Source organism: Amycolatopsis sp. NPDC049159 (genome assembly GCF_040648295.1).
Lineage (GTDB): Bacteria > Actinomycetota > Actinomycetes > Mycobacteriales > Pseudonocardiaceae > Amycolatopsis > Amycolatopsis pretoriensis_A.
This window is the reverse complement of the sequence record NZ_JBEZDL010000014.1, coordinates 82,766-108,525: the sequence shown is the minus strand read 5'-3', so window position 1 is coordinate 108,525 and position 25,760 is coordinate 82,766. Positions and strand designations below refer to the sequence as shown.

The following is a 25,760-nucleotide window of genomic DNA, read 5'->3' as shown; positions in this document are numbered from 1 at the left end:
GAAGGGACTCAACCACATGCTCATCTTCGGTCGCGAACCCGCCGCATGGCTCGCACTCGTCGCCGCCCTCGTGCAGGGCGTGTCCGCGTTCTTCTTCCCGCTCACCATCGACCAGCAGGGCGTCATCAACGCCCTCGCCGTCGCCGCCGTCGGCCTCATCACCGCGGTCATCGTGAAGTCCGACAACGTCCTCCCCGCCATCACCGGCGTCGGCAAGGCCCTCCTCGCCCTCGGACTGGCGTTCGGACTGAACTGGAGCCCCGACGCGCAGTCGGCCGCCATGATCCTGGTGACGGCCGTGGCCGCCTTCGCGATCCGCGACCGCGTCACGGCGCCCGTCAACGCGCAGGGGCAGCCGGTCCAGCAGGTCTCGCTCCGGGAGGTCTGACCCATGACCTACACCAACGCCGCACGCGATGCCGCCGTCAACGCGATCCGCGCGCTCCTCACCTCCAACATCGGCTACGTCTCCCTGCACACCGCTGACCCCGGCACCACCGGCGCCAGCGAAGCCACCGGCACCAGCTACGCCCGCGGATCATCGACGTTCCCCGCGGCGTCCGGCGGCACCGGCTCGACCGGCACCCAGGCAGCGGTGACCGCGCGCACCGGCTCGGCGACCGCCGCCACCCACGTCGGCATCTGGACCGCCAGCACCGCCGGCACCTTCATCACCGGCATCCCCCTCACCGTCACCGAAAACTTCTCCACCGCCGGCGGCACCCTGAACTACACCCCGACCCTCACCGCGACGGGCTGACCCCATGTCGTTCCGGTTCGGCGCCGACAGCACCGCCAACTCCCGCGTCACCCGCACCGGCGGCGCCCCCGACCCCCAGGGCGCCGGCGGCTGGACGATGTGCGGCTGGTTCTACCTGTCCGTCGACCGGAACGACTTCTCCACCATGTTCCGGGCGCACGCGTCGTCCGGCAGCACCACCCGCCTCACCCTCGCCACCAAGACCGACGGCACCAGCCCCGCGATCTTCACCCCCGGCAACACCGGCGGCGTCGCCGGCGTCGACGTCTTCACCGTCGGCGCCTGGCTGTTCATCGCCATCGTCCAGTCCGGCACCACCGCGACGATCTATACCTGCACGCCGGGCGGCACGATGCACTCCGCGTCCGGGACGTCGTCAGGCGGCAGCGCACCCGACGGCTACACCATCGGCGGCCGCTCCAGTTCGGACAGCACCGAGTACTTCAGCGGCCGCGCCCGCTGCGTCCGTCAGTGGTCCGGCGTCCAGCTCACCTCCACCGAACTCGCCGCCGAACGCGACAGCTTCACCGCCGTCAAGACCGGCACCTACTCCGATCACCCGCTCGCCACCGGCACCGACCTGTCCGACGCATCCGGCAACTCCCGAACGCTCACCGCCGGCTCGGTCTCCGGCACCACCGAAGCCGACCCACCGATCGGCACGTCCTTCATCGACGCCGGCACCGCAACCCTCACCCTCGGCGCCAGCGGCACCCAGGGCCGCACCGCGGCCGCCACCGGGACAGCCGACGCGGCGCTCGCCGCGACCGGCACAAGCACCACGGTGCGGGCCGGCAGCGGCACCGCAGCCATGGCGCTCGGAGCAGCAGGCACAACTCAGGCGCTGCGCGCCGCGGCGGGCACGGCCGACGCACTGCTGTCCGCGTCCGGCACCGCTACGCACCTCACCGCCGACGCCGGCGCCAGCACGCTGCAGCTCGGTGCCAGCGGCACGGCGACCCGAACGACCGCCGACACAGGGACCTCGGCGCTGCAACTCGGCACTTCCGGCGCCGCGGCGCGCCAGGCCGCAGACGCGGGCACCGCGGCGCTCACCCTCGCCGCCGCCGGGGCCGCTCTCCACCTCGCCACTGCGGTCGGGACAGCGGACCTCGCGCTGCAGGCGACCGGCACCGTCGACTCCGGCAGCGACCAGCAAGCCGGCACCGCAGTGCTCATCCTCGACGCTACCGGCGCGCACTCGGCGATCCGCGCAGCCGCCGGCGCGGCGGTGCTGACGCTCGACGCGTCCGGCACCGGCCAGCCCGTCCTGCCCATCCTCGACAGCGGCACCGCCACGCTCCTACTCGACGCGTCCGGCCCATCGGCCGCCATCCGGACCGCGGCCGGCGAGGCCGTGATGCAGCTCGCCGCGACGGGTGTCGTGTTCGGTGAGCAGCGCGACATCACGGTGACCGCGGTGCTACTGCCGTCCCGCTTCTCCGCGCGGCTCCTCCCGTCGCGCTGGCACGTCCAGGAGGCCTCATGATCGAGCGGTACGCCCAGAGCCTCGAATACATCGAGGCCGAGGCCGCAGGCAGCACGCCGGGCGGACAGCCGATCGACCCGGCCACCCTCACCATCCAGCTCGCCTTCACCGCGGTCGGCGCCGAGCCGCTCGAGGTCGACTGGCACCCGGCGACGTTCCTGCGTGAGACCCCGTCCCCCGACAACGGCCGGACCCGCCCCGGCGTGTTCGGCGTCCTCGCCGGCCCGGGCGCACTCGACGTCCCGCACGGCGACTACGACGCCTGGATCGACATCCTCGACAACCCCGAGCGGCCCCGCGCGCCGTTCGGGAAACTCCGCATGCTCTGACCCCGGGAGGGACCCTTGACCGCGCTCGGAGACCACGCCATCTACGAACTCACCTACCAGGGGATCACCGGCACCGACTACGACAACATCGTCAACATCGTCGGCACGTTCGCGGACTACACCGACCCGGTCGAGCGTGACGGGATTCTGCAGAAGGTGCTGCTCCTGCTCGGGTTCAAGCCGCTGTCGCCGCTGACGAATGAGTCCGCGCAGTGGGTTGACCGGTCGCCAACGATCGGCGGGAACCCGCTGTGGCAGTCCAAGCGGGACCCTGACGCGTTCTCGCGAGACGGCGGGCTGAACTACTTCTACGCCTCGCAGACCGGCGCGCCGTTCCAGGCGGACGACGCCCCGTAAGTTCCACCGAGCTTCGGGTCGTGCCGTGGTCGGCGGCCCGAAACGAGAAGCCCCCGCGCTCCCACCCCATTCCCCCGGGGTGGTCGAGCGCGGGGGCTTCTTCGCGTCTTCAGCTACTTCGTGCTGCAGAGCGTCTCGGTCGCCCCAGTCACCGTGGTTCCGGCCTTGGCCTCACTGGAGTACACCTGGCCATCGGGCCCCTCGATCCGGCACGTCGCATCCAGGGTGCTTGTGGACATGACGTGAACGAATACGAACTCGTACGCCGACACGGTCTGGGTGTCGAAACCGGACGTGAGGTTGAAAATGCCCTGCTTAGAACTGGCATCGGTAGTCCACGTCGCCGATGTGTTGCCGTAGACGCTGACCTTGAACTGCTTCAGCTGGGGGCTGGCGGTGACGTTGACGACCACGACGATGGCGCCGGCCAGGGCGAGGGCGCCGGCGACGATGAGCGTGATGAGCCATCGGCGGCTGAGTTTCGGCGCCGGCTTGTCGGTGGTGGTCATCGTGGTCTCCCCGGGGTGGTGGTCTCGCATGGTGTCGTCTGGATCAAGACTTGCGTTGCCCACGTGACCCGACTGTGACCGAAAGAACGGCCCCCGGGTTTCCCCGGGGGCCGCCTCCGCGCCGTCTCGGACTGAGCGCGGTCTGGTCCGCCCGCCGCGGACGGGGGGACAGCTTCCCGAGATCCGCTCGAGTCGCTTCCACGGTGGGCGGAGTTTGGTGACCCGGCCGGCGCGTCGTCATCGGGATCCGTCGCGTCGGCCGGGTTGTCGTGGGTTGCCGCATTCGCCATCGCGCGGGCAGCGGTGAAGAGCCCTTCAGCGCCCTTGCCGGAGGTGGCCATCACAGGCCCTCGTGGTAGTGCTCGCACACCCAAGCGGCGCCAGCTGACCGGTAGACAGTTCCGCAGGACTGGCAGGTCCGGATGAGTCGGACGGGCTCTGTCCAGTTTGTCCAGACGTCTTCGGCGACTCGGAGTTTGGCGATTCCTGGAGCTGGGGTGGCTTTGGTGACGAGGGTTGTCATCGGCCTTCCCGCTCGTACCAGTCCAGCAGGGTTTTGCGGATGGCGGCGATGACGTCGGCCCCGACGTCTTCGAGGGGGAGGAGTGCGATGGGGCCGTCGTCGATGCGGATTGCGGGTTCGAGGTGGCCGTTGCGGGAGACCATCCCGACGATGATGTTGACGGGTGTGCCGTCGGGTTTGGTGCTGGGGATGGCGCGGACTTTGCGCCAGCCGTCGTCTGTCATGGTCGCCCCCGACCGATTGTGTCGACTTGGTACCGATGGTACCGGTCTCTGGTACCAAGAGTGGGCCTTGGTACCAGTGCGCGTCAATGCAACCTTCGGGTGACCCGAATGCGTTCGGTGAACCCTTCGATCGGGTGCGTATTCTTTGGACCATGGCTGGTACCAAGGGCACGCTCGCGGTCACGCTGGGCGCGGAGATGCGCGACGCACGTAAGAAATACCTCCCGGACAGCACGGTTCGCTCGATGAGCGACCTGCTCGGCGTGCAGCATCCGACCGTCTCGAGGTGGGAGACCGGTGAGCGCAAGCCGCGGCCGGAAGATGTCGCTGCGTACATGGTCGCCATCGGTGCGCCAGCGGCGAAACGTGAGGAGTTGGTCGAGATGGCTCGCGGATCCAGCAGCAAGCCGATGTTGGAGGATCAGGGCAAGTACGCGGCGATGCTGGAGATTGCCCGCACAGCGAAGGAGCTGGTGCACGTTGCGCCGGCGTTGCTCCCCGGCATGCTGCAGACGGAGCCTTACGCCCGCGCGGTCTTCGTCGAAACCGGACTTGCCTCAAGCTTGATCGACACGAGGGTTGCCGTCCGGCTTGGGCAGCAGACGGCGCTCACACGTCGGTACCCGCTGATCTATCGCGCCTTCATTTGGGAGCCGGTGTTGCATGCTGCGTTGATCGACGGAGAGTCGATGTCCGATCAGCTGAAGCACCTGCTGGTGATGGGTGAGCGGCCCAACGTCCACGTCCGGATCATCCCGATGTGCGTGAAGTGGAACCCCGGTTGGGAGGGTCCGTTCAGCGTGGCGACGTTCCCGGATGAGGTCGAACGCGGTCCGGTGGTCCAGCTGGAGAACAAGGTTTCCGCCCTCTACCTCGAAGCTCCTGCAGACGTCGACCTGTACCAGAGCGACGCGAGGAGGGCGGAGGAAGTGGCGATCAGCTCCGAAGAGTCAGCGGAGCTGATCGCCAGCGTCATCAACAGCAAGGAGACGACAACATGACCGTACCCGAGGGCGACGAGGGACGGTGGCGAACATCGAGCTACAGCAAGGAGGGGCAGGACTGCGTTGAGGTCGACATGGACAGGCCGGAGGTTCCGACTGTCGGGGTGCGCGACAGCAAGGATCCCGAGGGTGGTGAGCTGAGGTTCGCTCGGCGAAGCTTCGCGGCCTTCGTTGAGGTGGTTCGACAGCGAGGCTGATCTGTTGTGGACGGTGCCCGGCACACTCGGACTGTGCCGGGCACCGTCGTATCTGGACGGGTACGTTCGGCTACGAATGTGGTGCGTAAGTGGGCCATCTGGCCTATTTCGTTCGTGCGGCCTGGTCAGACACGGTGTCTGACCAGGCCGTAGGCGCCCCCGGCAGGACTCGAACCTGCGACCTAGAGATTAGAAGGCTCTTGCTCTATCCAGCTGAGCTACGAGGGCCCGCGCCGACGGCTGCAGCCGATCGGTACCGGTCGCCCGGCACCGGCAGCTTAGTCGTCGCCATCCTCTCGATCGTTCGACACCGGCGAATCGTTTCAGGTCTCGTTCGACGTAATTCGGGAGTCCGGTGGCGACACCGTCACGGCCCGCGATCCGACCCGGTCGGGGGAGGTGCGCGGTCCGGCGGTGATCGGAAGGCGCTGTCCGCCGGTGAGCTGCCGCCGGGGGCCCGTGGGCGCGCCACGCCGCAGAGGCGCGCCCACGGGGTGGGGCCGCTGTCGGGGGAGCGGCCCCGGTCGGGCCCGGCCGCCGCCGCGAGCCGGCTCCCCACCCTGGGAGCGGCGGCGGGCACGGGCCCGGGTCGGGGGTCATTCCCAGATCTGGACCGCGCGGACGAGGAACGGCGCGTTCGGCACGAACGTGCCGCCACCCGGGTAGGTGATGAAATCGCCCTCGGTCGAGCATTCCTCGTCCTGGTACACCGTGACGTCACGGCTCATCAGATTCGCGAACGAGGATCCCGCGAATCCTTCGGGCAGCGGAATGCATTCCCCGGGATTCGCGGTGCGCAGGTCGAACCGCTGGGACTCGCCGCCGTAGGCGTCCGCCGACCAGAGGCAGAATTCGCCCTTCTGACAGGCGGGATCCGGCGGCGGCGAAGCGGCCTGGGCCACTCCTGCGCTGGTCAGCAACCCCAGCACGGCCAGGACCAGCAACTGCGGCAGCCGGGAACGGAGACGGCTCGAAGACATGGTGGATTCCCCTCTGGAGTTCGCGGCCCGGTGGCCGCGGTGAACGTGTGATTCCAGATTGGCGCGCCGGGGAAGGGTTGTCAGCCCGCGATTTCCATTCTGTGGACAACTCGGGGAACCGGCCGCGGTTGTCCACAAGGCCGCGAACGGGGCTTGCGAACGGGCCGTTCCGGTGTTACGCGCGCCGTGTCAAGCTGAGGCCGCGGAAGGGGGAGCCATGCGGGATCGGGTCGCGGTGTTCACCGTGTTCGCCCTCAACGGCCTGGCGATCGGCTCGTGGGCGACGCGCACACCCGCGCTGGCCGCCCAGGTGCACGCCTCGCCCGGCGTGTTCGGGCTCGCGCTGCTCGGCGCCAGCGTCGGCCTGCTCTCGGCCGCCTCGGTGGCCGGAAGGGTCGTCGAACGCCTCGGGGCCAGGGCGGTCGTGGCCGGGACCACGGTCCTGGCAGCCGTCGCCCTGGTGCTGATCGGCTACGCGCCGGGCGTCCCGCTCCTGGCCGGCGCGCTGTTCGTGGTCGGGGCGAGCGTCGGGATGCTCGACGTCGCGATGAACGTCGCCGCGGTGGCCGTCGAACGCCGGGCCCGGCGGCCGGTCATGCCGGTCTTCCACGCGGGGTTCAGCGTGGGCGCGCTCGCCGGTTCGCTGGCCGCGGGGCTCGCCGCGGGACACGGCTGGTCACCGGCGCGCCACCTGACCACCGCGGCCGTCGTCGCGGTCGTGGTGCTGCTGGTGGTGGTCCGCGCGGTCCCGGGCAGCCGTCCGGAGCACGCCGCCGCGGTCACCGGCCGCCGGGCGCCGATCCGCCGTCCGGTGCTGTGGCTGCTCGCCGCGGTGGCGCTGTGCTCGGCGGTCGCCGAGGGTGCGGCGGCGGACTGGTCGGCGCTGCTGATGACCGCCGAACGCGGCGTGGGCCAGGGGGCGGCGGCGCTGGCGTTCGCCGGTTTCCAGCTGGTCATGGCGCTGGCGCGGCTGGCGGGACCGTGGGCGCAACGGCGGTTCGGGCCGACCCGCTGCCTGGTCGCGGGCGCGGCGCTGGCGACGGCCGGCTTCCTCGCGACGGCCACGGTGCCGGCCGCTGCCGTCGCCTACGCCGGCTTCGCGCTGGCCGGTGCGGGGCTCGCGGCTTCGTTCCCCCTCGCGCTGAGCCTCGCCGGTGACGCGGGGAAACGCGGTGACGGGGCCGGTGGGGAGCGCGAGATCGGGTTCGTGTCGGCCGTCGCCTACACCGGGTTCCTCGCCGGGCCGCCGATCATCGGGGGGATCGCGCAGGCGGTCGGGTTCGGGGCCGCGTTCGGGTTCGTCGCGCTGGTCGCGGCGCTGATCCTGCCCGCGGCGGTGGCGGCCCGGCGGTCGCGGCGCCGGGAGGAAACCGGGCAGCCCGCGCCGGAGGTCACCCGTGGGGCATCGGATCCCGGTTGAGCTGCTCCTCGTCCAGCGGCTCCGGGTGCCACCCCAGCCGCACCCCCAGGTCCTGGACGCGCCGCAGGCCCAGCGGCGGGTAGGCGGCCGGCGCCGTTCCCACCGTGCCCGGCACCAGGACCCGAACCACCCGCACGCCGTCCGCCGCCGCTTCCGGCGTTGTCAGGTCGACGTACAGGACCTCGTGCCCCGCCGCCGCGACGCACGCCAGCAGGGCGTCGAGCGAGTCGTCCGCCGGCCGTGGGATCGCCGCCCAGTCGAGGGGCGGCCCGCCCGTCGCCCAGGCCAGTGCCGCCGCGCCGGCTCGCGGGTCGAGGTGGAACTGCTGGTGGCACAGCAGCTCCACGAGGTCCGCCGGGCCGTAGTGGTCGGCGTAGTCCCGCTCCGCCCGCCACGGGCGCAACGGGCCCGGGCGGCCGCCGTAGCCCGCGATGATCGCCGAGAGCGCGTCGCGGTCGTCGAGCGTGCGGCACGTGATCTGCAGCGTGTACGCCTCCGCCAGCGCCTTCAGGGCCGCCTGCTCGGGGTCGGGCCGCGTCGCCGTGCCGACCGTCAGCCAGCCCTCGGGCGACCGGACCGCCGCGGCGAGCACCGGCACGCCGAACGCGTTCGCGATCGACCAGAACCGGACCTCGTCGGCACCGGCCAGTGAGGCCAGGCGCGGGGTCGGGGCCAGGGTGGGCTGGGGCGCGCCGTTGAGCCACCAGACCGCCGAGGCGTCGTGTTCGACGATTTCCTGCAAGCCGGACCGGATCGCGGCTTCGAGGGTCTCGCCCGCCGCCGTGCCGCCGATCGCCGGGAACGTGTGGAGGGGCTCCTCGGTCGCCTTCGGGACGTGGGGCCAGCCGGTGTGGACCAGGAAGGCGGGCACGTGGACGTCGCCGCCGCCGAGCGACGTGGCGCGGACCCAGTGCACGGGCGAAGAGGGGAGGAACGGCGTGAACGGGAACCCGGGGGTGGCGTACTGGCGCGGCGAATACAGCGCGAGCCGGCCGGGGGACAGCGCGGTCAGCCCGCGCGCGACCAGGTCGTCGTGGCTGCCGTGGACGACGTCGCGGGGCGGCCGGGTCGCGCAGTACCGCTCCACCGCCTCGCCCCGGGCGGACACGCGGGCGTGCGCCGGGTCGTCCCACGACGTGCCGAAGCCCTGCAGGTCGCCCTGCCACGGCAGTTCGGCCCGGACGTCGCGGATGTCGGCCACCGCCAGGTGCAGGGCCGCCGGAGTGCCTTCCAGGCCGGCGAAGGACCGCAACCGGGTGACGATCGGGCCGGAGCCCGGCGCGGAACGGCGTTCACCGCTCCGGCCGGGCAGCCCTTCGTGCAGAGCGGTCATCAGCGCTCCGGGAGGTACGCCGCGACGCACGTGTTGACCGTGAGGCTCGCCGCCACGCACGTGTTCACGACGAGGCTCGCCGCGACGCAGGTGTTGACGACCAGGGCTTCCGGGGCGGTCTCGACGGAGAACTGCTCCTGCTTCATGGCGCTACCCTTTCCATCGACGGCCCACCACCGGTTCCGGTGGCGGGATCCGGGGAGTGCTCCCCGTTCCGCGCGTCCGAGGCGGCCACCTCGCGCGGAAGCTTGGTACCGACCGCGAACCCCGCGGCGGCCAGCGCGCCGAGCGCGGCGCAGGCCAGCCACACGGCCGCGGGGCCACCGCGGTCCAGCAGCCAGCCGCCGCCGGCCGGCCCGAGCAGGGCCGCGGCCGACCACGCGCCGGTGTAGAGGGCCGCGTACCGGCCGCGCTGCGTGCTGGGTGCCCGGTCGGCCGCCACGGAGCTGCCGACGGGCATCTGCAGCATTTCCCCGACCGTCCAGACCAGGGCGATAACGGCGTAGCCGAGCAGCCCCTCGGCGAAGAGGTTGAGCCCGAAGCCCCAGCCGATCAGCAGCGCGCTCGCCATCAGCAGCGGTCGTCGCCGGTGCCGGCGCGCCCACCGGGTCAGCGGGAGCTGCAGGAACGCGATGAGCAGCCCGTTCAAGGCCTGCACGAGGCCGAACGCGCCCGCGGTGAGCCCGGCGCCGACCATGACGACCGGCAGTGTCGTCGCGCTCTGTTCGTAGACCGAGCCGATCGCGAGGGTGGCGAGCAGGAAGACGGCGAACCGCAGGTCGAACCGCAAGGGCGGCCGGGCGACGCGGGCCCGTGGGGTGAACGGCGGCCGGGTTTCGGGCACCTTCAGCAGCACGACGAGCGCGCACAACGCGGTCGCGGCGGCGTCGGCGATGAACACGACGGGGTAGCCGAAGCCCACCATGACGCCGGTGAGCGCGGCGGACACGGCGACGCCGACGTTGACCGCCCAGTAGTTGAGCGAGAAGGCACGCGGCCGGTCGGCGGGCGGCACGACGTCGGCGAGCGCGGCGTTCATCGCCGGCCGGGCCGCCACGGAACCGACGCCGACGGCGAAGGCCGCCGCTTCGAGCTGCCAGCGCCCGCTCGCCGTGCCGAGCGCGACCATCGCCACCGCGGTGACGACGTGCGCCAGCACGAGGGTGGGCCGCCGGCCCAGCCGGTCGGCGAGGACGCCGCCGGCCACGGTGCCGAGCACGCCACCCAGCCCGATCAGGGCGATGACGAACCCGGCGTAGGACACCGGGTACCCGTGCCCGGCCGTCAGCGACAGCGCGAGCACGGGCCGGGTGAAGGCGCCGGCCCAGTTGACCAGGAGGCTGATCCAGATCCACCAGAACACCGGCGGGAGGGTCCGGGGGCTCCGACGGGACGTCATCGTGTGCGTCACCCGTCGGCCCCCTTCCCCGTTCCACTGGTTTCTCGTCCCGAGCCGGGTGCCGTGGCCGTCTGGATCACAGCGACGCGGGCGTTCCCGGGGCTCCTCGCAGGAGAGCCAGTTGTGCGGTTCTCCCATCGAGCCGGGTGCCTTCCGCTGGGTCTCAGCTGGGAGGCGCACCCCCGGACTCATGGGTAAATCATGGCTCCCGGCATGGAGATCGCTCGTCTCCTCGATTGCCCGCCGTCTGGGCTGAACCCGTTGACAGTGCCGAACCGGTGGGGGCAAGCTGACCCTGTCGGTAAACTGAGATGAATGCGGCGACGCTTCCATTTCAGGTCGGCTGATCAGGGTAGGGGCCTTGATCCGGGGAGGACGTCGTGAGGGTTGTGCTGCTCGGCGGAGCGGGGGCGCTCGCCGGCGGGAGCGGTCGGTGGGGTGCGCTTTCGCTGGTGCAGGGCGCCGTACCGAGGCTCGTGCTGGTGCCGGTCGTGTTCCGGCTGGTGCTGTTCCTCCAAGCGCTGTGGGCCGCGGGCGGGCGCACGGCGCCGGTGCTCTGGCTCGCCGTGGCGTTCTTCCTGGTGCCGAACCTCCTCGAGGTCGCCTGGGTCTTCCGCCGCGCCACCGGCATCCGCCCGGTGCTGGTCGCCGACACCGCGTACACGCTCGTCACCAGCCTGGCCGCGGCGGCGTTCGCCCCCGGTCTGCTGGGGCTGACCTGGCCGAACATCATGGGCACGGTCATGGTCTGGACCCTGCTGCGCGGCGCGCCCGCCGGTGCGGCGGCCATCGCCGGAGCCGTTCTCCTGCGCTACGGCACGGCCGCGGTCTCGGGCACGTCCGCGCCGGCGACGTGGATCCTGCCGGCCCTGCTCGCGGCCGCGGCGACGGCGCTGGCGATCGTGCTGCTGGTCGCCGGCTCGATGCGGTTCGCGCACCGGCTGGGCGAACAGCGCGGCCGAGCCGCCGAACGCGAGCGGCACCGCCGGGACGTCCACGACACCGTGCTGCAGGTGATGGAGTCCCTCGCCCTGCCCGCCCCCGACGACGCGCTCGACCCCGTCGGCAGGCTCGACCAGGTCCGGCGCACCGCCCGGGCGCACGCGCTGCGCCTGCGGCTGAGCCTCGACGGCGACGCGCCCGCCGAGCCGGGCGGGCTCGAACACCGCCTCGGCGCGTTGGCGGTCGAGATGACGGCGGACGGCCTGCGCGTGGACCTCGTGGTGCTCGCGAAGCCTTCGGACGTGCCCGAAGCCGTCGTCAACGCATTGCACGACGCGGCCCGCGAAGCGCTGCGAAACACTTTGAAGCACGCGAAGACCACGAGAGCCGTCGTCTGCCTCGAAGAGCGCGAGGGCGTCGTCACGGTGTCCGTGCGCGACCACGGGACCGGCTTCGACCCCGGCGCCCGCCGCGCCGGGTTCGGCATCGACAACTCCATCCACGCGCGGCTGGCCGAGATCGGGGGCGCCGCACGCATTGATTCGGCGCCCGGGCAGGGCACCCGCGTCGTGCTGACCGCACAGCTAGAGCTGCGTTTCCCCGTCGGGTGAGTCCCGCCACTGGGCGAACGGGCGGTCCAGCGTCCACTTGCCGTCCTGCTCTTCGAGGACGCGGTACTCGCAGGTCCCCGGGTTGGACAGCGACTCGAACAGCTCGATGCTCCAGCCGAAGAGGCGGCGGCACAGCAACCGCAGCGTGAGCCCGTGGGAGACGATCAGGACCGTCTCCGGGTGACGTTCGTCGCGCAGGCGCAGGTCCGAGAGGAACGCCGCGACGCGGTCGTCGACGTCCGCGCCCGACTCGCCGAACGGGAGCCGGTAGAAGAAGTGCCCGAACTCGTTGCGCCGCGCCTTCTGGACCTCCTGGTCGGCCGGGTCCTGCAGGTTGCCCCAGTCCTGCTCGCGCAGCCGCGGCTCCTGCAGCAGCCGGTCGCACGACGCCTCGATGTCCAGCAGCCGCAACGTTTCCCGGGTGCGCAGGTACGGGCTGACGTAGACGGCGGGCCGCTCGCCGTCGAGCAGCCGGGCGATCTCCGGGCCGGCCGCGAGCGCTTCCCGCTCGCCCTTCTCCGTCAGCGGCAGCGCGTGGTCGGGGATCCGCGTGTAGGCGAGCTCGTCGACGTTGCCGAGCGACTCGGCGTGCCGCAGCAGGATCATCTTCACGGCTCCCATCCTGCCCGTCACACGGGCCTGACCGGGGCTGGGCATACCCTCAGGGGCGTGTCCGAGCAGTCCGTCACGAAATCCGACGTCCCCACGCAGCGGCGGGCCAGCGTGCTGCCCCTGCTCTCGGTCGGCGTGCTGCTGGCCGCCGTCGTCGCGGTCGGGCTGATCGCCCTCACCGGCGGGGCGGGCTACGTCATCGCCGGCCTCCCCGATCCGGGCCTGGTCACGCAGTACGGCGTCACCGTGGTGCGCGTGCTGTCCGAAGCCGCGTCGGTGATCTGCGTCGGGTCGCTGCTGCTGGCGGCGTTCCTGGTGCCGCCGCAGAAGTCGGGCACGCTCGGCCCCGAGGGCTACGGCGCGCTGCGCGCCGCCGGGATCGCCGCCTGGGTGTGGTTCGCCGCCGCCCTGCTGTCGGTCGCCTTCACCGCCGCCGACACCGCCGGGAAGCCGTTCGGCGACATCCTCGACCCGCAGACGCTGCTCGACCTCGTCGGCGCCATCGAGCAGCCGAAGGCCTGGCTCTGGACGGCGCTGATCGCGGTCCTCGTCGCGCTCGGCTGCCGGCTCGCGCTCACCTGGGGCTGGACGGCGGTGCTGTTCGGGCTCGCCGTCGTCGGCCTGGTCCCGGTCGCGGTCACCGGCCACTCCGCCAGCGGCGGCTCGCACGACGTCGCCACCAACAGCCTGCTGTTCCACCTGGTCGCCGCGGCGCTGTGGGTCGGCGGGCTGATCGCGGTGCTGGCGCTGGGTTACCGGCGCGGGAACCACCTGAGCCTGGCCGCCCAGCGGTTCTCGCGGCTGGCGCTGGTGTGCTGGATCGTGATGCTGCTCTCCGGCGTGGTCAACGCGCTGGTCCGGATCAGCCTGAACGACCTCTTCACCACCGACTACGGCCTGCTGGTCGTGGCCAAGACGGTCGCGCTGCTGCTGCTCGGGGTGTTCGGCCACCAGCAGCGCCAGAAGGGCGTCGCCGACCTCGTGGACGGCAAGGGCGGCGGGCAGCTGCTGCGGCTGGCCGCGGTCGAGATCGTGATCATGTTCGTCACGATCGGGATCGCGTCCGGGCTCGCGCGGACGCCGCCACCGGCGGACGCGGTCACCCAGCCGTCCACCACCGAACTGCTGATCGGCTACAACCTCGACGGTCCGCCGACGCTGTGGCGGCTGCTCTTCGACACCCGCTTCGACCTCGTCTACGGCGTCCTCGCGCTCGTCGTGGGCGGGCTGTACCTGGCGGGGGTCCGGCGGCTGCTGCGCCGGGGCGACCCGTGGCCGGTCGGCCGCACGGTCGCCTGGATCAGCGGCTGCGTGGTGCTGCTGATCGCGACGTCGTCCGGCATCGGCCGGTACGCGCCCGCGATGTTCAGCGTCCACATGGGCAACCACATGCTGCTGTCGATGGTGGCGCCGGTGCTGTTCGTGCTCGGCGGGCCGGTGACGCTCGCCCTGCGCGCGCTGCCCGCGGCCGGCAAGGAGAACCCGCCGGGGCCGCGCGAGTGGCTCGTCGCCTTCGTGCACTCCCCGGTGTCGCGGTTCCTGACCCACCCGGTGGTCGCGCTACTGCTGTTCGTCGGGTCGTTCTACGCGCTTTATTTCTCCGGCCTGTTCGACAACGCGCTGAACTACCACTGGGCGCACCTGATCATGAACGGGCACTTCCTGCTCGCCGGGTACGTCTTCTACTGGCCGGTGATCGGCGTCGACCCGGCGCCGCGGCGGATCCCGTACCTCGGCCGGCTCGGGATGATGTTCGCCGCGATGCCGTTCCACGCGTTCTTCGGCGTGATCCTGATGAGCAAGCAGGCCGTCATCGGGCAGGCGTTCTACGGCCAGCTGCACCTGCCGTGGGTGACCGACCTGCTCGCCGACCAGCGGCTCGGCGGCGGCATCGCCTGGGCGGCCGGCGAGATCCCGGTGCTGCTGGTGCTGATCGCGCTGCTGGTGCAGTGGTCGCGTCAGGACGAGCGCGAGGCGAAGCGGCGTGACCGGCGCGAAGCGGTCACCGGCGACGAAGAATTGAACGCCTACAACGCGATGCTCAAGAACCTCGCCGAGGGCAAGCGACCCTCGGGTTCCAGTTGAGGTTGAGGGCTCGTCCGGGCGCCCGAAAACCACGCTCGCGGTGACCCAGGCCTGACAATCGGTAGTCCGGTGGTGACCGCCGTCGAGACGCGATCAGGCGCGCTCTACGATCGTGGGTATGGCCGAGTTCATCTACACCATGAAGAAGGTGCGCAAGACCGTCGGGGACAAGGTCATCCTCGACGACGTCAGCACCGCGTTCTACCCCGGCGCCAAGATCGGCGTGGTCGGGCCGAACGGTGCCGGTAAGTCCACCGTTCTCAAGATCATGGCGGGGATCGAGCAGGCCAGCAACGGCGAAGCGTTCCTCCAGCCCGGCGCGAGCGTCGGCATCCTCATGCAGGAGCCGGAGCTCAACGAGGAGAAGACGGTCCGGGGGAACGTCGAAGAGGGCTTGGGCGAGATCAAGGTCAAGCTCGACCGGTACAACGAGGTCCTCAAGCTCATGGAGACCGAGTACACCGAAGAGCTGATGGAAGAGATGGGACAGCTCCAGGAGGAGCTGGACCACGCCGACGCCTGGGAGCTCGACTCGACGGTCGAGCAGGCCATGGACGCGCTGCGCTGCCCGCCGCCGGACGAAGGCGTCTCCCACCTCTCCGGTGGTGAGCGCCGCCGCGTCGCGCTGTGCAAGCTGCTGCTGTCGGCGCCGGACCTGCTGCTGCTCGACGAGCCCACCAACCACCTGGACGCCGAAAGTGTCCTGTGGCTGGAGCAGTTCCTCTCCCGCTACGCCGGCGCCGTCCTCGCCGTCACCCACGACCGGTACTTCCTGGACAACGTGGCCCAGTGGATCATGGAGATCGACCGCGGCCGCGTCGTCGGCTACGAGGGCAACTACTCGACGTACCTGGAGAAGAAGCGCGAGCGCCTCGAGGTCCAGGGCAAGAAGGACCAGAAGCTCGCGAAGCGCCTGAAGACCGAGCTCGAGTGGGTGCGGTCGAACGCCAAGGCGCGCCAGACCAAGTCCCGCTCGCGCCTCGACCGCTACGAGGAGATGGCGGCCGAGGCGGACAAGCACCGCAAGCTCGACTTCGAAGAGATCCAGATCCCGCCGGGCCCGCGGCTGGGCAACGTCGTGGTCGAGGTCGAGAAGCTCAAGAAGGGCTTCGACGAGCGCGTCCTCATCGACGGCCTGTCGTTCGACCTGCCGCGCAACGGCATCGTCGGCGTGATCGGCCCGAACGGCGTCGGCAAGACCACGCTGTTCAAGACGATCGTCGGGCTCGAAGAGCCGGACAACGGCGTCGTCAAGATCGGCGAGACGGTCAAGCTGTCCTATGTGGACCAGAACCGCGGCGGCATCGACCCGAAGAAGACCGTGTGGCAGGTCGTTTCCGACGAGCTGGACTACATCCACGTCGGCCAGACCGAAATGCCGTCGCGCGCGTACGTCAGCGCGTTCGGCTTCAAGGGCCCGGACCAGCAGAAGCCGGCGGGCGTGCTCTCCGGTGGTGAGCGCAACCGGCTCAACCTGGCGCTGACGCTCAAGCAGGGCGGGAACCTGATCCTGCTCGACGAGCCGACGAACGACCTGGACGTCGAGACCCTAGGCTCGCTGGAGAACGCGCTGGAGCAGTTCCCGGGCTGCGCCGTCGTGATTTCGCACGACCGGTGGTTCCTCGACCGGGTCGCAACGCACATCCTGGCCTGGGAAGGTACGGATGAAGACCCGGCCAAGTGGTTCTGGTTCGAGGGCAACTTCGAAGGGTACGAGAAGAACAAGGTGGAGCGGATGGGCGCCGAGGCCGCCCGCCCGCACCGTGTCACCCACCGCAAGCTGACCCGCGACTGAGGGGGCGGGTTTCCCCGTGGAAGCCAGCAAAGCGCACCGGACGGGCCCGCTCTCCCGCGTGGAGAGCGGGCGCTCCGCCAATGCCGGGGGAACCCTCTCCGCAGTCGGCAGGCTGATCGAACGCGCGGACGCGCTGCACCTGCGCGCGCCCGAGCTCGCACTGGTCCTCGGCGAACGGGCGGCGGCGTTGTCGGAGGCCGCCGGCGCCGACGAGCAGTGGATCCGGGCCGAGAGCCTGGTCGTGTCCTCGCGCGTCCGGCTCGGGATGCGCCCGGCCACGGTCGGCCGGGCCGTCGCGGCCCTGCGCGCGGCCGAGCACGCCGGTTACGGCGACATCGCCGCGCGGCTGCGCATCGACCTCGCCGTGTGCGCCCGGAGCCTGGGCGTGCCGCTGACCGGTCTCGCCGCGCTGCGGCCGGTGCTGACCGACCCCGTGGTCTCGCCGGTGCACCGCGCCGCGGCGTTGTGCCACCTGGCCGGCTGCCTGGGTCTGCTGGGGCGCAAGGCGGAGCTGGACCGGGTGCTCGTCGAGGCGGACAAGCTCGTCCTCGGCGACGAGTCGCTGGGCGCGGACACGCAGCTGCTGGTCCGGGCGCTGCTGCGCGTCGGCACGGCTTCGCACCGGCGTCGCCACGGCGACCTGACGGCGGCGGCCGACGCGGCCCGCACCGGGCTCGGTTTCCTGGAGAAGCTCGACAACCCGGCCGACGACGGCGGCCTCGTCCGCATCCGGCTGGTGTTGCTGCTGGTGAGCACCCTGCTCGACCGCGGCGACGCGGAAATGGCGTACGAGATCGCGGAGCCCGTGCTGGCGGAGCCGGTCCGAGCGGCCGGGGTCGCCCCGATGGGCTGGCTGCGGCTGGCCGTGGCTACCCGCATCCACCTGCCCGCGGGGTCGGGCGAGGCGGCGATCGAGCTGGTCCGCGAGGCCGTGGCGAGCACTGATCGGCACGGGCTTCCGGCGGTCACGGCCCGGCTGTGGCTGGAGCTGGCGCAGCTGGAGGAGCGGTTCGGCCGGGCCGAGGAGGCCATCGCTTGCCTGTACCGCTCACGGGCGGCGGAGCAGCTGCACGCGCGTGCCCGGCGGCAGGCGTGCAATGTGCTGGCCGGCGAGTTCGGGACCGGCGAGCCGGCTTCGGTGGATCTGGACGAGGTGTTGAAGGCGGTGCCGTCGCGGCCGGTTCCGGTGGTTGCCGAGCCGTCGCCTCCGTCACCCGCTTGGTCGTTCGGCCGTGAGCCGGCGCCGGGCTGGTCGTTCGAGCGGCCGCGGGCGACGGCTGACGCGGCCGAGACGACGGTGATGCCGGCGATCCGTGACGAGCCGGCGCCCCGGCGCGCGGAGCCGGTCGCGGTGGAGCGGCGGCCGGTGGGTCGTCCTGAGCCGCGGGTGGTTCCGAAGGCGGAGCCCGTGCGGGCCGAAGGGGAGCGCGGGCGGCAACCGGAGTTCCGGGCTGAGCCGCGGCTCGAGCCCATCGAGGTGCACTCGGCGGGGGAGCGAGGAAGTCAGGCGGCGCCTGGCGAGGTGCGGTCTGAACGTCGGAGCGGCGCGGAGCCCGTTGGGGCGGGGCCCGGCGAAGTGCGGTCCGGGCGTGACGCGAGGCTCGACGAGGTGCGGTCGGAGCGCGGCCGCGACGGCGGGCCCGTCGAGGTGCGGTCTGGGCGTGACGCTGGGCCCGTGGACGTGCCGTTGGAGCGCGGGCGGGAGGCGGGCCACCGGTCCGAGCCCGTTCGTGAGCGGCAGCCGGGGCAGCGAGCCGAGGCCGAGCGTGGCCGTGAAGCCGAGCCGGTCGAGGTCCGGTCCGGGGGGAAGCGCAGGCGGGATCCGGAGCCGGTGGAGGCGCCGTCCGAGCCGGACTTCCGGTCCGAGTCCGTCGAGGTGCGGGCCGAACGGCAGCCGGACTTCCGGTCCGAGCCGGTGGAGACCCGGTCCGCCCGTGCGCCGGAACCGGAGCCTGCTGAGGCCGAACCGGCGAGCGGGAAGACGAAGTTCTCGTGGGCCGCGCTGGCCGAAGCCCGGCTGAAGGAAACGGCGGCCGAACGGGAGTCGGCGCCCACGCGCATCACTCCCGCCTTGCCGCTCGCTCCCGAGCCCGCGGCCGAGCGTGAACCCGAGCCGCGGCCGCGGCAGGAGCCGCAGCCCTCGACCCGGCACGACGCTGAGCACGGGTCCGTCGCCGCGCGGTCGGTGCTGGATCGCCTCGGTATTTCGTCTTCCTCCGGGGGTGCCGGGGGCCGTCGACGGGCGGAAGACGCCGAGACCCCCCGCGCCGAGGAACGGCCCGAGCCGGAACTCGCGCCGCCGCCGCGGCCGGAGGACCAGCCGCCGTCCGCGCCGGACTACCGCGACGAGACCGAGCCCTGGCTGCCGCGGCTGCGGATGCCGCCGACGCTGGAGCCGATGGAGGACTTCGGGCACTGGACGCCGGCCACGGCACCGTTCCCGGAGAGCTACGCCCGCGCGATCGCGGAGGACGAGCCACCACCGGACGCCGGCCTCGCCGACCTCCTCGCTCGCGCACTGGCGGAGCACCAGGCAGGCACGGCCAGCGCGGCCGCCCTGGTGAAACAGCTGGGCTCCCAGGACACGGGCCACCGCAACGGCCACGCCCGCAACGGCCACGGCGCCGACGTCGACTCCCGCCGCCACGGTTCGGGCGACTGACCCTCGCGGGACCGCACCGCCGCGGGAGCAGCCGGCCGGGAGCCCGGACCCGTCACGACCGCGGCGGTGCAGTGAACGACCCTTTCATGTCGTTTCCAGGGCCGGGAGCGTTCGCCCGGTCGGCCTCCTGTCGGTGAGACACCCCGTTTCGTCGCCGACCTGCCCGTGCCCCCGCCGCCCCCGGGTCCCGGGCGCCATGGGGTCGCCGACCGGCCGACAACGTTCGCCGAGCGGTGTCAGGAGACGAAAGCTGAACCGATCACGTTGGACACGTGGCGTCCCGCGTGGCTGGTCAGCGCCGCGCGACCAGCGCCAACACAACCCGCCGGTAGCTTTACCGATCCGGCAAATTCCCTGGCCCAAAAGGGTTTTTCGGCCCCGGCCAACGTCTGGGTCTTCGTGTGGACCCGCGGCCCGGCGCATTAGTGTGGGGTGAGTCCGGCTCAACGACGAGCCGGCGCGGTGCCACCTCACGCAAACTGGAGAGTTGTCTCAAATGAGCTCGACCGGAGTCTCGTCCCCATCCGGAACCGGCGCGGAAACCGAACCCGAGTTCGGCCAGCGCGCCCCGGCCAGCCTGGAGCAGATCAGGGACGACCTGATCGACGCGGCCGCGGGGCTGGCGCCGGAGATCGGTGAGCTCATCCGGCTGTACTACCGGCACATCCCGGCCGAAGAGATCGTCGGCGACGAGGCCGTGAACCTCGTCGGGGCGGTGCGGTCGCACCTGCAGCTGGCCAAGCACCGGATGCCCGGCCGCCCGGCGGTGCGGCTGCTGAACCCGACCGTCGCCGAAGACGGGTGGGCTCGCGAGGCCACCGTCGTGCAGGTCGTCACCGACGACATGCCCTACCTCGTCGACTCGATCGCCGCGGAGTTCGCGCGCGACGGGGTGCAGGTGCAGCGGATCGTCCACCCGATCGTCGTCGTCACCCGCGACCTGACCGGCGAGCTGCAGGAAGTCCACCCCGACGCCGACCCGGGCGAGCCGCCCGTGAACTCGGCGGCCGAGTCGTGGATGTACATCGAGATCGACTTCGTCACCGACCGCAACCGCGCGCGCGAGCTCGACAACCGGCTCTCCAGCGTGCTCGGGGACGTCCGCGAGGTCGTCGAGGACGCCGAGAAGATGGCCCAGACGGCCTGCCAGCTGGCGAGCGAGCTCGAGACCGACCCGCCGAAGCTGCCCCAGGCCGAGGTCGCCGAGGGCGCGCGGCTGCTGCGCTGGCTGGCCGACGGCCACTTCACCTTCCTCGGCTACCGCCGCTACGAGCTGATCGACAACCCGCACCCGGACTCCGACGACCCGGCCCTGCGCGCGGTCCTGGCTTCCGGCCTCGGCGTGCTGCGCCAGGACAGCCTCGCCGCCCGCGGCCTCACCGCCGGGCCGGACACCGCCGCCACCGCGCTCGCGCCGTCGCTGCTGGTGCTGACCCAGGCGAGCGCGCCCTCGACCGTGCACCGGCCGGTCTACCCGTACTACGTCGGCGTGAAGACGTTCGACGCCGACGGCACCGTCACCGGCGAGCACCGCTTCCTCGGCATGTTCACCACCACCGCGCTCCACGAGAACGTCCTCGACATCCCGGTGGTGTGCAAGCGGGTCCGCGAGGTCATCCACCGCGCCGGCTTCCCGATGGAGTCCTTTTCCGGCCAGCGGATGCTCGAAGTCCTGCAGAACTGGCCGCGCGCCGACCTGTTCTCCGCCGACACCGACTCGCTGTACGCGACGACGACCGGCGCGATCACGCTGTCCGACCGGCGGCGGCTGCGGCTGTTCCTGCGGCGCGACCCGTACGGCCGCTTCTACTCCTGCCTCGTCTACCTCCCGCAGGACCGCTACACGACGCGGTCGCGGCTGGCGATGCAGGAAGTCCTGCTCGAAGAGCTCGAAGGCACCCAGCTCGAGTACAGCGCCCGGATCGGGGAAACCGTGCTGGCGCAGGTGCACTTCATGGTGCACACCGACCCGGCGCGCCGCCTGGAGCCGGACACGCAGCGGATCCAGGAGCGGCTCAACACCGCGGTCCGCAGCTGGGACGACCGGATGGTCGAGGCGGTGCTCGACGAGCGCCGCGAGCGCTCGGACGGCGGCGTCGCGGTCGGGATCGTCGGCGAGGAGTCGGCGACCGAGCAGGGCCAGCGCTACGCGGGCGTGTTCCCCGAGGGCTACAAGGAGGACTTCACCGCCGAAGAGGCGCTGGGCGACCTCCGCGCCCTCGACTCGCTGACCGACGAGGGCGACCTCGCGCTGTCGTTCTACCTGCCGGCCGGCGCCGAGCCCGGTGAGCGGCGCTTCAAGCTCTACCTGCGCGGCGAGGGCGTGACCCTGTCCAAGGTGCTGCCGGTGCTGCAGGCCATGGGCGTCGAGGTCGTCGACGAGCGGCCGTACGAGCTGCACCGCGAGGACGGCGGCGCGTGCTGGATCTACGACTTCGGCCTGCGCATCGGCCAGCAGGTCATCGCCAAGACCGGCGCCGAGGCGATCACCGAGCTGCGCGACCGCTTCCAGGACGCCTTCGAGGCCGCCTGGCGCGGTGACGCCGAGGTCGACGGCCTCAACGGGCTCGTCCTGCGGGCGGGCCTCACCTGGCGCCAGGTCGCCGTGCTGCGCGCGTACTCGCGGTACCTGCGCCAGGCCGGCAGCGCGTTCTCCCAGGACTACATCCAGAACACACTGCTGAACCACACGCAGGTCGCGACGAAGCTGCTGCGGCTGTTCGAGGCCCGTTTCGACCCGAAGCTGAACGACACCGACCGCGAAGCCGCCGCCGAAGCGCTGGCGAGCGAGCTCGGCTCGATGATCGACGAGGTCACCAGCCTCGACGAAGACCGGATCCTGCGCCGCCTGATGGCCGTCATCCAGGCCACCCTGCGGACGAACTACCACGTCACCGACGCCGCGGGGGCCAACCGCACGTACCTGGCGATCAAGCTCGACCCGGCCGGCGTGCCCGAGCTGCCCGAGCCGCGGCCGAAGTTCGAGATCTTCGTGTACTCGCCGCGCGTCGAGGGCGTGCACCTGCGCTTCGGCGAGGTCGCGCGCGGTGGCCTGCGCTGGTCGGACCGGCGCGAGGACTTCCGCACCGAGATCCTCGGCCTGGTCAAGGCGCAGGCGGTGAAGAACGCGGTGATCGTGCCGGTCGGCGCGAAGGGCGGCTTCGTCGTGAAGCGCCCGCCGGCCGCGACCGGTGACGCGAGCATCGACCGCGACGCCCAGCTCACCGAGGGCATCGCCTGCTACCGCATGTTCATCTCCGGCCTGCTCGACCTGACCGACAACCGGATCGAGGGCAAGACCGTGCCCGCGCCGGGCGTCGTCCGGCACGACGCCGACGACTCCTACCTGGTCGTCGCGGCGGACAAGGGCACCGCGAAGTTCTCCGACATCGCCAACGAGGTCTCCGGCCAGTACGGCTTCTGGCTGGGCGACGCGTTCGCCTCCGGCGGCTCGGTCGGCTACGACCACAAGGCCATGGGCATCACGGCGAAGGGTGCCTGGGAGAGCGTCAAGCGGCACTTCCGCGAGCTGGGCAAGGACACCCAGACCGAGGACTTCACCGTCGTCGGCATCGGCGACATGATGGGCGACGTCTTCGGCAACGGCATGCTGCTGTCCGAGCACATCCGGCTGGTCGCGGCGTTCAACCACATGCACGTCTTCCTCGACCCGAACCCGGAGGCGGCCGCAACATTTGCCGAGCGCCGCCGGCTGTTCGACCTCCCGCGCAGCTCGTGGGACGACTACGACCGCTCGCTGATCAGCGAGGGCGGCGGGATCTACCCGCGCACGGCGAAGTCGATCCCGATCAGCCCGCAGGTGCGCGAGGCCCTCGGCCTCGAGGAGGGCGTCACCGCGCTGGCTCCGATGGACCTCATCCAGGCGATCCTGCTGGCGCCCGTCGAACTCCTGTGGAACGGCGGCATCGGCACCTACGTCAAGGCGGAGACCGAGACCCACGCCGCCGCCGGCGACAAGGCCAACGACGCCATCCGCGTCGACGGCAAGCAGCTGCGCGTGAAGGTGTTCGGCGAGGGCGGCAACCTCGGCCTCACGCAGCTGGGCCGGATCGAGTTCGCCCGCAACGGCGGCAAGATCAACACCGACGCGCTCGACAACTCGGCCGGCGTCGACTGCTCCGACCACGAGGTCAACATCAAGATCCTGCTCGACCACCTGGTGCAGACCGGGAAGCTCGAGGAGGCCCAGCGCAACGAGCTGCTGGCGGAGATGACCGACGAGGTCGGCGCGCTGGTGCTGGCGGACAACTACCGGCAGAACGCCGTCCTCGGCGTCAGCCGGGCGCACGCCGCGCCGATGCTTTCGGTGCACCAGCGGCAGGTCCAGGCGCTGGTCTCCGCGGGCGCGTTCGACCGCAAGCTCGAAGCGCTGCCGAGCAACTCGGAGTTCCGTGAGCTGGAGAAGGCGGGCAAGGGCCTCACGTCGCCGGAGCTGGCGACGCTGCTCGCCCACGTCAAGCTGGAGCTGAAGGACGAGCTGCTGGCCAGCGACCTGCCCGACTCGCAGGTGTTCGCCGGCCGGCTGCCCGAGTACTTCCCGGTGCCGCTGCGGGAGCGGTTCGCCTCCGCGATCGGCGAGCACCCGCTGCGCCGCCAGATCATCACCACGCTCATCGCCAACGAAGTGGTCGACGGCGGTGGCATCTCCTTCGTCTACCGGCTGATGGAGGAGATGAACGCGACCGCGACCGACGCGGTGCGCGCGTACGCGGTGGTGACGCGGGTGTTCGACCTGCCCGCGCTGTGGGCGGAGATCGACGCGCTCGACAACGTCGTGTCCACCGACGTCGCGGACAGCATGGTGCTGGAGACGCGGCGGCTGCTCGACCGGGCCGCGCGCTGGTTCCTCACCAACCGGCCGCAGCCGCTGGCCCCGCTGGCGGAGATCAACCGGTTCAGCCGGGTGCTCGGCAAGCTCGTCCCGAAGATCGGCGACCTGCTGCGCGGCCGCGAGGCGGAGTCGGTGCAGAAGCACGTGGACGAGCTGATCGAAGCGAAGGTGCCCGAGGGCCTGGCCCGCCGGGTGTCGCTGCTGCTGCACACCTTCGGCCTGCTCGACGTCACCGACGTGGCCGAGCTCGCCGAACAGCAGATCGGCGTGGACGCGACGCACAGCCCGGCCGAGACGGCGGAGCTGTACTACGCGCTCTCGGACCACCTGGACGTCGACAAGATGCTCACCGAGATCAGCGCGCTGGAACGCGGCAACCGCTGGCACGCCCTCGCGCGGCTTTCGCTGCGCGACGACGTCTACGGCTCGCTGCGAGCGATCACGCTGGACGCGTTGCGGCACAGCGATCCCGGCTCGTCCGCGGACGCCAAGATCGCGCAGTGGGAGAAGACGAATTCCTCGCGGCTGCAGCGGGCTCGCGTTGCGCTGGACGAGATCCACAAGTCCGGCCGGCTCGACCTCGCGACGCTTTCGGTGGCGGCCCGGCAGATCCGGAGCACGGTGCGGTGACCTACGTTGCGCGCGTCCGTCCGCGCTGGACGGACATGGACGTCTACGGCCACATCAACCACGCGAAGATGGTGACGCTGCTCGAAGAGGCGCGGATCCCGCTGCTGTTCAAGGGGGCCGTCGAAGCGGGGCTCGACGAGCTGCCCAAGGGCATCGTCGTGGTCAGGCTGGAGGTGGCCTACAAGGCGCCGATCGTGGTGTCCGGGCAGGAGCTGCGCGTCGGCATCGACCTGACGGAGCTGCGGGCGGCGAGCTTCACGCTCGCCTACCGCGTCCACACCGGGCCAGCCGAAACCGACCCGGTCGCGGTCACCGCGGAGACGGTGCTGGCGCCGTACGACACGGTCAAGCTGCGGCCGCGTAGGCTCAGCCCGCCCGAGTCGGAGTTTCTGAAGCAGGGGTTCGCGGATGCCTGAGTTGTTCGTGCCGGACGCGGCGGACCGGGAGACCCTCGGTGCGTTCGTCGCCCGCGCGGTCCGGCTGGACGGCCAGACGGCCGTCCGGCTGCGCCAGCGTGGCGACGGCGTGGTGGAAGCCTGGACGGCGACGCCGTTCGAGTGCTTCGCGACGCGCGCGGTGGCCGGGGACGTCACGCCCGGCGACGTCACGGTGTCCGGCAACGAGCTGCTCGCCGCGCTGACCGTGGCGGGCGGGCCGAAGATGGACCCGGGCCCGGCCCGCGACCTGCTGTGGCACGGCGAGCTGCCGCCGTCCGGCCGCTGGCCGCTGATCGACGAGCTGCCGGCGCGGGTCGTCGCCGAGCTGGCCGACCGCGGCGTGACGCTGGCCAGGGACAACGCCGGCCCGCACGGCAACCCGCCGTCGTCGCTGATGGACCAGGCGGTGCTGACCGTGTCCGGTGAAGCGACCGAGGTCAAGGTCCAGATGCGCTGCCTGTTCGCGATGTCGGGCATGGGTTTCGTGGATTCGGACCTGGCGGAGGACGTCGTCCGCGTGTCGGCGACGGACTCGTGGCTGCGCCTGGACGCGCGCTACGGCGCGATCGTGCGGCGCCGCCACGCGCTGCTGCCGCTGTTGTTCTGACGG

At 71.7% G+C, this 25,760-nt stretch carries 22 protein-coding genes and 1 tRNA gene; 15 read left to right on the top strand and 8 right to left on the bottom strand.

The genetic code is table 11. The features are described 5' to 3' along the window. The first annotated feature begins 16 nt into the window (after positions 1 to 16). The 5 genes from AB0B33_RS25645 to AB0B33_RS25625 are packed head-to-tail and all read left to right on the top strand — an operon-like array spanning position 17 to position 2,935. Positions 17 to 388: a hypothetical protein gene (locus tag AB0B33_RS25645; RefSeq protein ID WP_360776339.1), complete on the top strand. Its 372-nt coding sequence runs from the start codon at positions 17 to 19 to the stop codon at positions 386 to 388. Between the two features lie 3 nt (positions 389 to 391). Next, positions 392 to 760, top strand: coding sequence for a hypothetical protein (locus AB0B33_RS25640; RefSeq protein ID WP_360776337.1), 369 nt, complete (start codon positions 392 to 394; stop codon positions 758 to 760). A 4-nt stretch (positions 761 to 764) separates the two neighbouring features. Continuing rightward, complete coding sequence (locus AB0B33_RS25635; RefSeq protein ID WP_360776335.1) at positions 765 to 2,249, top strand: hypothetical protein; 1,485 nt, start codon at positions 765 to 767, stop codon at positions 2,247 to 2,249. Continuing rightward, entirely contained in the window at positions 2,246 to 2,578 is a 333-nt protein-coding gene (locus tag AB0B33_RS25630) for a hypothetical protein (protein WP_360776333.1), read from the top strand. The genes AB0B33_RS25635 and AB0B33_RS25630 overlap by 4 nt, the downstream gene beginning before the upstream one ends. A 15-nt stretch (positions 2,579 to 2,593) precedes the next feature. After that, positions 2,594 to 2,935, top strand: coding sequence for a hypothetical protein (locus AB0B33_RS25625; RefSeq protein ID WP_360776331.1), 342 nt, complete (start codon positions 2,594 to 2,596; stop codon positions 2,933 to 2,935). Positions 2,936 to 3,048: 113 nt separating this feature from the next. On the opposite strand, the gene AB0B33_RS25620 is transcribed toward AB0B33_RS25625, so the two are convergent. Both AB0B33_RS25620 and AB0B33_RS25615 read right to left on the bottom strand, forming a co-directional pair. Then, entirely contained in the window at positions 3,049 to 3,444 is a 396-nt protein-coding gene (locus AB0B33_RS25620) for a hypothetical protein (RefSeq protein WP_360776329.1), read from the bottom strand. Between the two features lie 519 nt (positions 3,445 to 3,963). Further along, positions 3,964 to 4,191, bottom strand: coding sequence for a hypothetical protein (locus AB0B33_RS25615; RefSeq protein WP_360776326.1), 228 nt, complete (start codon positions 4,189 to 4,191; stop codon positions 3,964 to 3,966). Between the two features lie 152 nt (positions 4,192 to 4,343). On the opposite strand from AB0B33_RS25615, the gene AB0B33_RS25610 reads away from it, so the two are divergent. Both AB0B33_RS25610 and AB0B33_RS25605 read left to right on the top strand, forming a co-directional pair. Beyond that, the gene (locus AB0B33_RS25610) at positions 4,344 to 5,192 is read left to right on the top strand and encodes a helix-turn-helix transcriptional regulator (RefSeq protein ID WP_360776323.1); all 849 of its coding nucleotides are present in this window, start codon (positions 4,344 to 4,346) and stop codon (positions 5,190 to 5,192) included. After that, positions 5,189 to 5,392: a DUF397 domain-containing protein gene (locus AB0B33_RS25605; protein ID WP_360776320.1), complete on the top strand. Its 204-nt coding sequence runs from the start codon at positions 5,189 to 5,191 to the stop codon at positions 5,390 to 5,392. Before AB0B33_RS25610 ends, AB0B33_RS25605 begins: the two co-directional genes overlap by 4 nt. Positions 5,393 to 5,546: 154 nt before the next feature. Here AB0B33_RS25605 and AB0B33_RS25600 read toward each other — a convergent pair. Together AB0B33_RS25600 and AB0B33_RS25595 are read right to left on the bottom strand one after the other, a co-directional pair. After that, positions 5,547 to 5,620 (bottom strand) — tRNA-Arg (locus AB0B33_RS25600). A 368-nt stretch (positions 5,621 to 5,988) separates the two neighbouring features. Next, a complete protein-coding gene (locus AB0B33_RS25595; protein WP_360776317.1) occupies positions 5,989 to 6,372 on the bottom strand; it encodes a peptidase inhibitor family I36 protein in 384 nt (127 codons plus the stop codon). Positions 6,373 to 6,589: 217 nt separating this feature from the next. Here AB0B33_RS25595 and AB0B33_RS25590 point away from each other — a divergent pair, with 217 nt between their 5' ends. Beyond that, entirely contained in the window at positions 6,590 to 7,792 is a 1,203-nt protein-coding gene (locus AB0B33_RS25590) for an MFS transporter (RefSeq protein ID WP_360776315.1), read from the top strand. On the opposite strand, the gene AB0B33_RS25585 is transcribed toward AB0B33_RS25590, so the two are convergent. The 3 genes from AB0B33_RS25585 to AB0B33_RS25575 are packed head-to-tail and all read right to left on the bottom strand — an operon-like array spanning position 7,764 to position 10,488. After that, entirely contained in the window at positions 7,764 to 9,125 is a 1,362-nt protein-coding gene (locus AB0B33_RS25585; RefSeq protein WP_360776312.1) for a YcaO-like family protein, read from the bottom strand. The genes AB0B33_RS25590 and AB0B33_RS25585 overlap by 29 nt on opposite strands. Continuing rightward, positions 9,125 to 9,271 (bottom strand): hypothetical protein, encoded by a 147-nt coding sequence (locus tag AB0B33_RS25580; protein WP_158104371.1) that lies wholly within the window; start codon positions 9,269 to 9,271, stop codon positions 9,125 to 9,127. Before AB0B33_RS25580 ends, AB0B33_RS25585 begins: the two co-directional genes overlap by 1 nt. Beyond that, on the bottom strand, positions 9,268 to 10,488 hold the full coding sequence (locus tag AB0B33_RS25575) for an MFS transporter (RefSeq protein ID WP_360776308.1): 1,221 nt from the start codon (positions 10,486 to 10,488) through the stop codon (positions 9,268 to 9,270). Before AB0B33_RS25575 ends, AB0B33_RS25580 begins: the two co-directional genes overlap by 4 nt. Positions 10,489 to 10,904: 416 nt before the next feature. Here AB0B33_RS25575 and AB0B33_RS25570 point away from each other — a divergent pair, with 416 nt between their 5' ends. Next, positions 10,905 to 12,077 (top strand): ATP-binding protein, encoded by a 1,173-nt coding sequence (locus tag AB0B33_RS25570; RefSeq protein ID WP_360776305.1) that lies wholly within the window; start codon positions 10,905 to 10,907, stop codon positions 12,075 to 12,077. On the opposite strand, the gene AB0B33_RS25565 is transcribed toward AB0B33_RS25570, so the two are convergent. Then, positions 12,051 to 12,689, bottom strand: coding sequence for a phosphoglycerate mutase family protein (locus tag AB0B33_RS25565; protein ID WP_247020396.1), 639 nt, complete (start codon positions 12,687 to 12,689; stop codon positions 12,051 to 12,053). The genes AB0B33_RS25570 and AB0B33_RS25565 overlap by 27 nt on opposite strands. A gap of 57 nt (positions 12,690 to 12,746) precedes the next feature. Between AB0B33_RS25565 and AB0B33_RS25560 the strand changes: the two genes are divergently transcribed. The 6 genes from AB0B33_RS25560 (at position 12,747) to AB0B33_RS25535 (ending at position 25,757) form a co-directional block, all read left to right on the top strand. Continuing rightward, positions 12,747 to 14,774 (top strand): cytochrome c oxidase assembly protein, encoded by a 2,028-nt coding sequence (locus AB0B33_RS25560; RefSeq protein ID WP_360776302.1) that lies wholly within the window; start codon positions 12,747 to 12,749, stop codon positions 14,772 to 14,774. A gap of 118 nt (positions 14,775 to 14,892) precedes the next feature. Continuing rightward, complete coding sequence (gene ettA / locus AB0B33_RS25555; protein WP_360776299.1) at positions 14,893 to 16,569, top strand: energy-dependent translational throttle protein EttA; 1,677 nt, start codon at positions 14,893 to 14,895, stop codon at positions 16,567 to 16,569. A 16-nt stretch (positions 16,570 to 16,585) separates the two neighbouring features. Continuing rightward, entirely contained in the window at positions 16,586 to 19,231 is a 2,646-nt protein-coding gene (locus tag AB0B33_RS25550; RefSeq protein ID WP_360776296.1) for a hypothetical protein, read from the top strand. Between the two features lie 496 nt (positions 19,232 to 19,727). Then, a complete protein-coding gene (locus tag AB0B33_RS25545) occupies positions 19,728 to 24,713 on the top strand; it encodes an NAD-glutamate dehydrogenase (RefSeq protein WP_360776293.1) in 4,986 nt (1,661 codons plus the stop codon). Next, a complete protein-coding gene (locus AB0B33_RS25540; RefSeq protein WP_360776290.1) occupies positions 24,710 to 25,129 on the top strand; it encodes a thioesterase family protein in 420 nt (139 codons plus the stop codon). The genes AB0B33_RS25545 and AB0B33_RS25540 overlap by 4 nt, the downstream gene beginning before the upstream one ends. After that, positions 25,122 to 25,757 carry a hypothetical protein gene (locus AB0B33_RS25535; protein WP_247020408.1) on the top strand — a complete coding sequence of 212 codons (636 nt, stop codon included), beginning with the start codon at positions 25,122 to 25,124 and terminating at the stop codon, positions 25,755 to 25,757. The genes AB0B33_RS25540 and AB0B33_RS25535 overlap by 8 nt, the downstream gene beginning before the upstream one ends. Positions 25,758 to 25,760 lie beyond the last annotated feature (3 nt).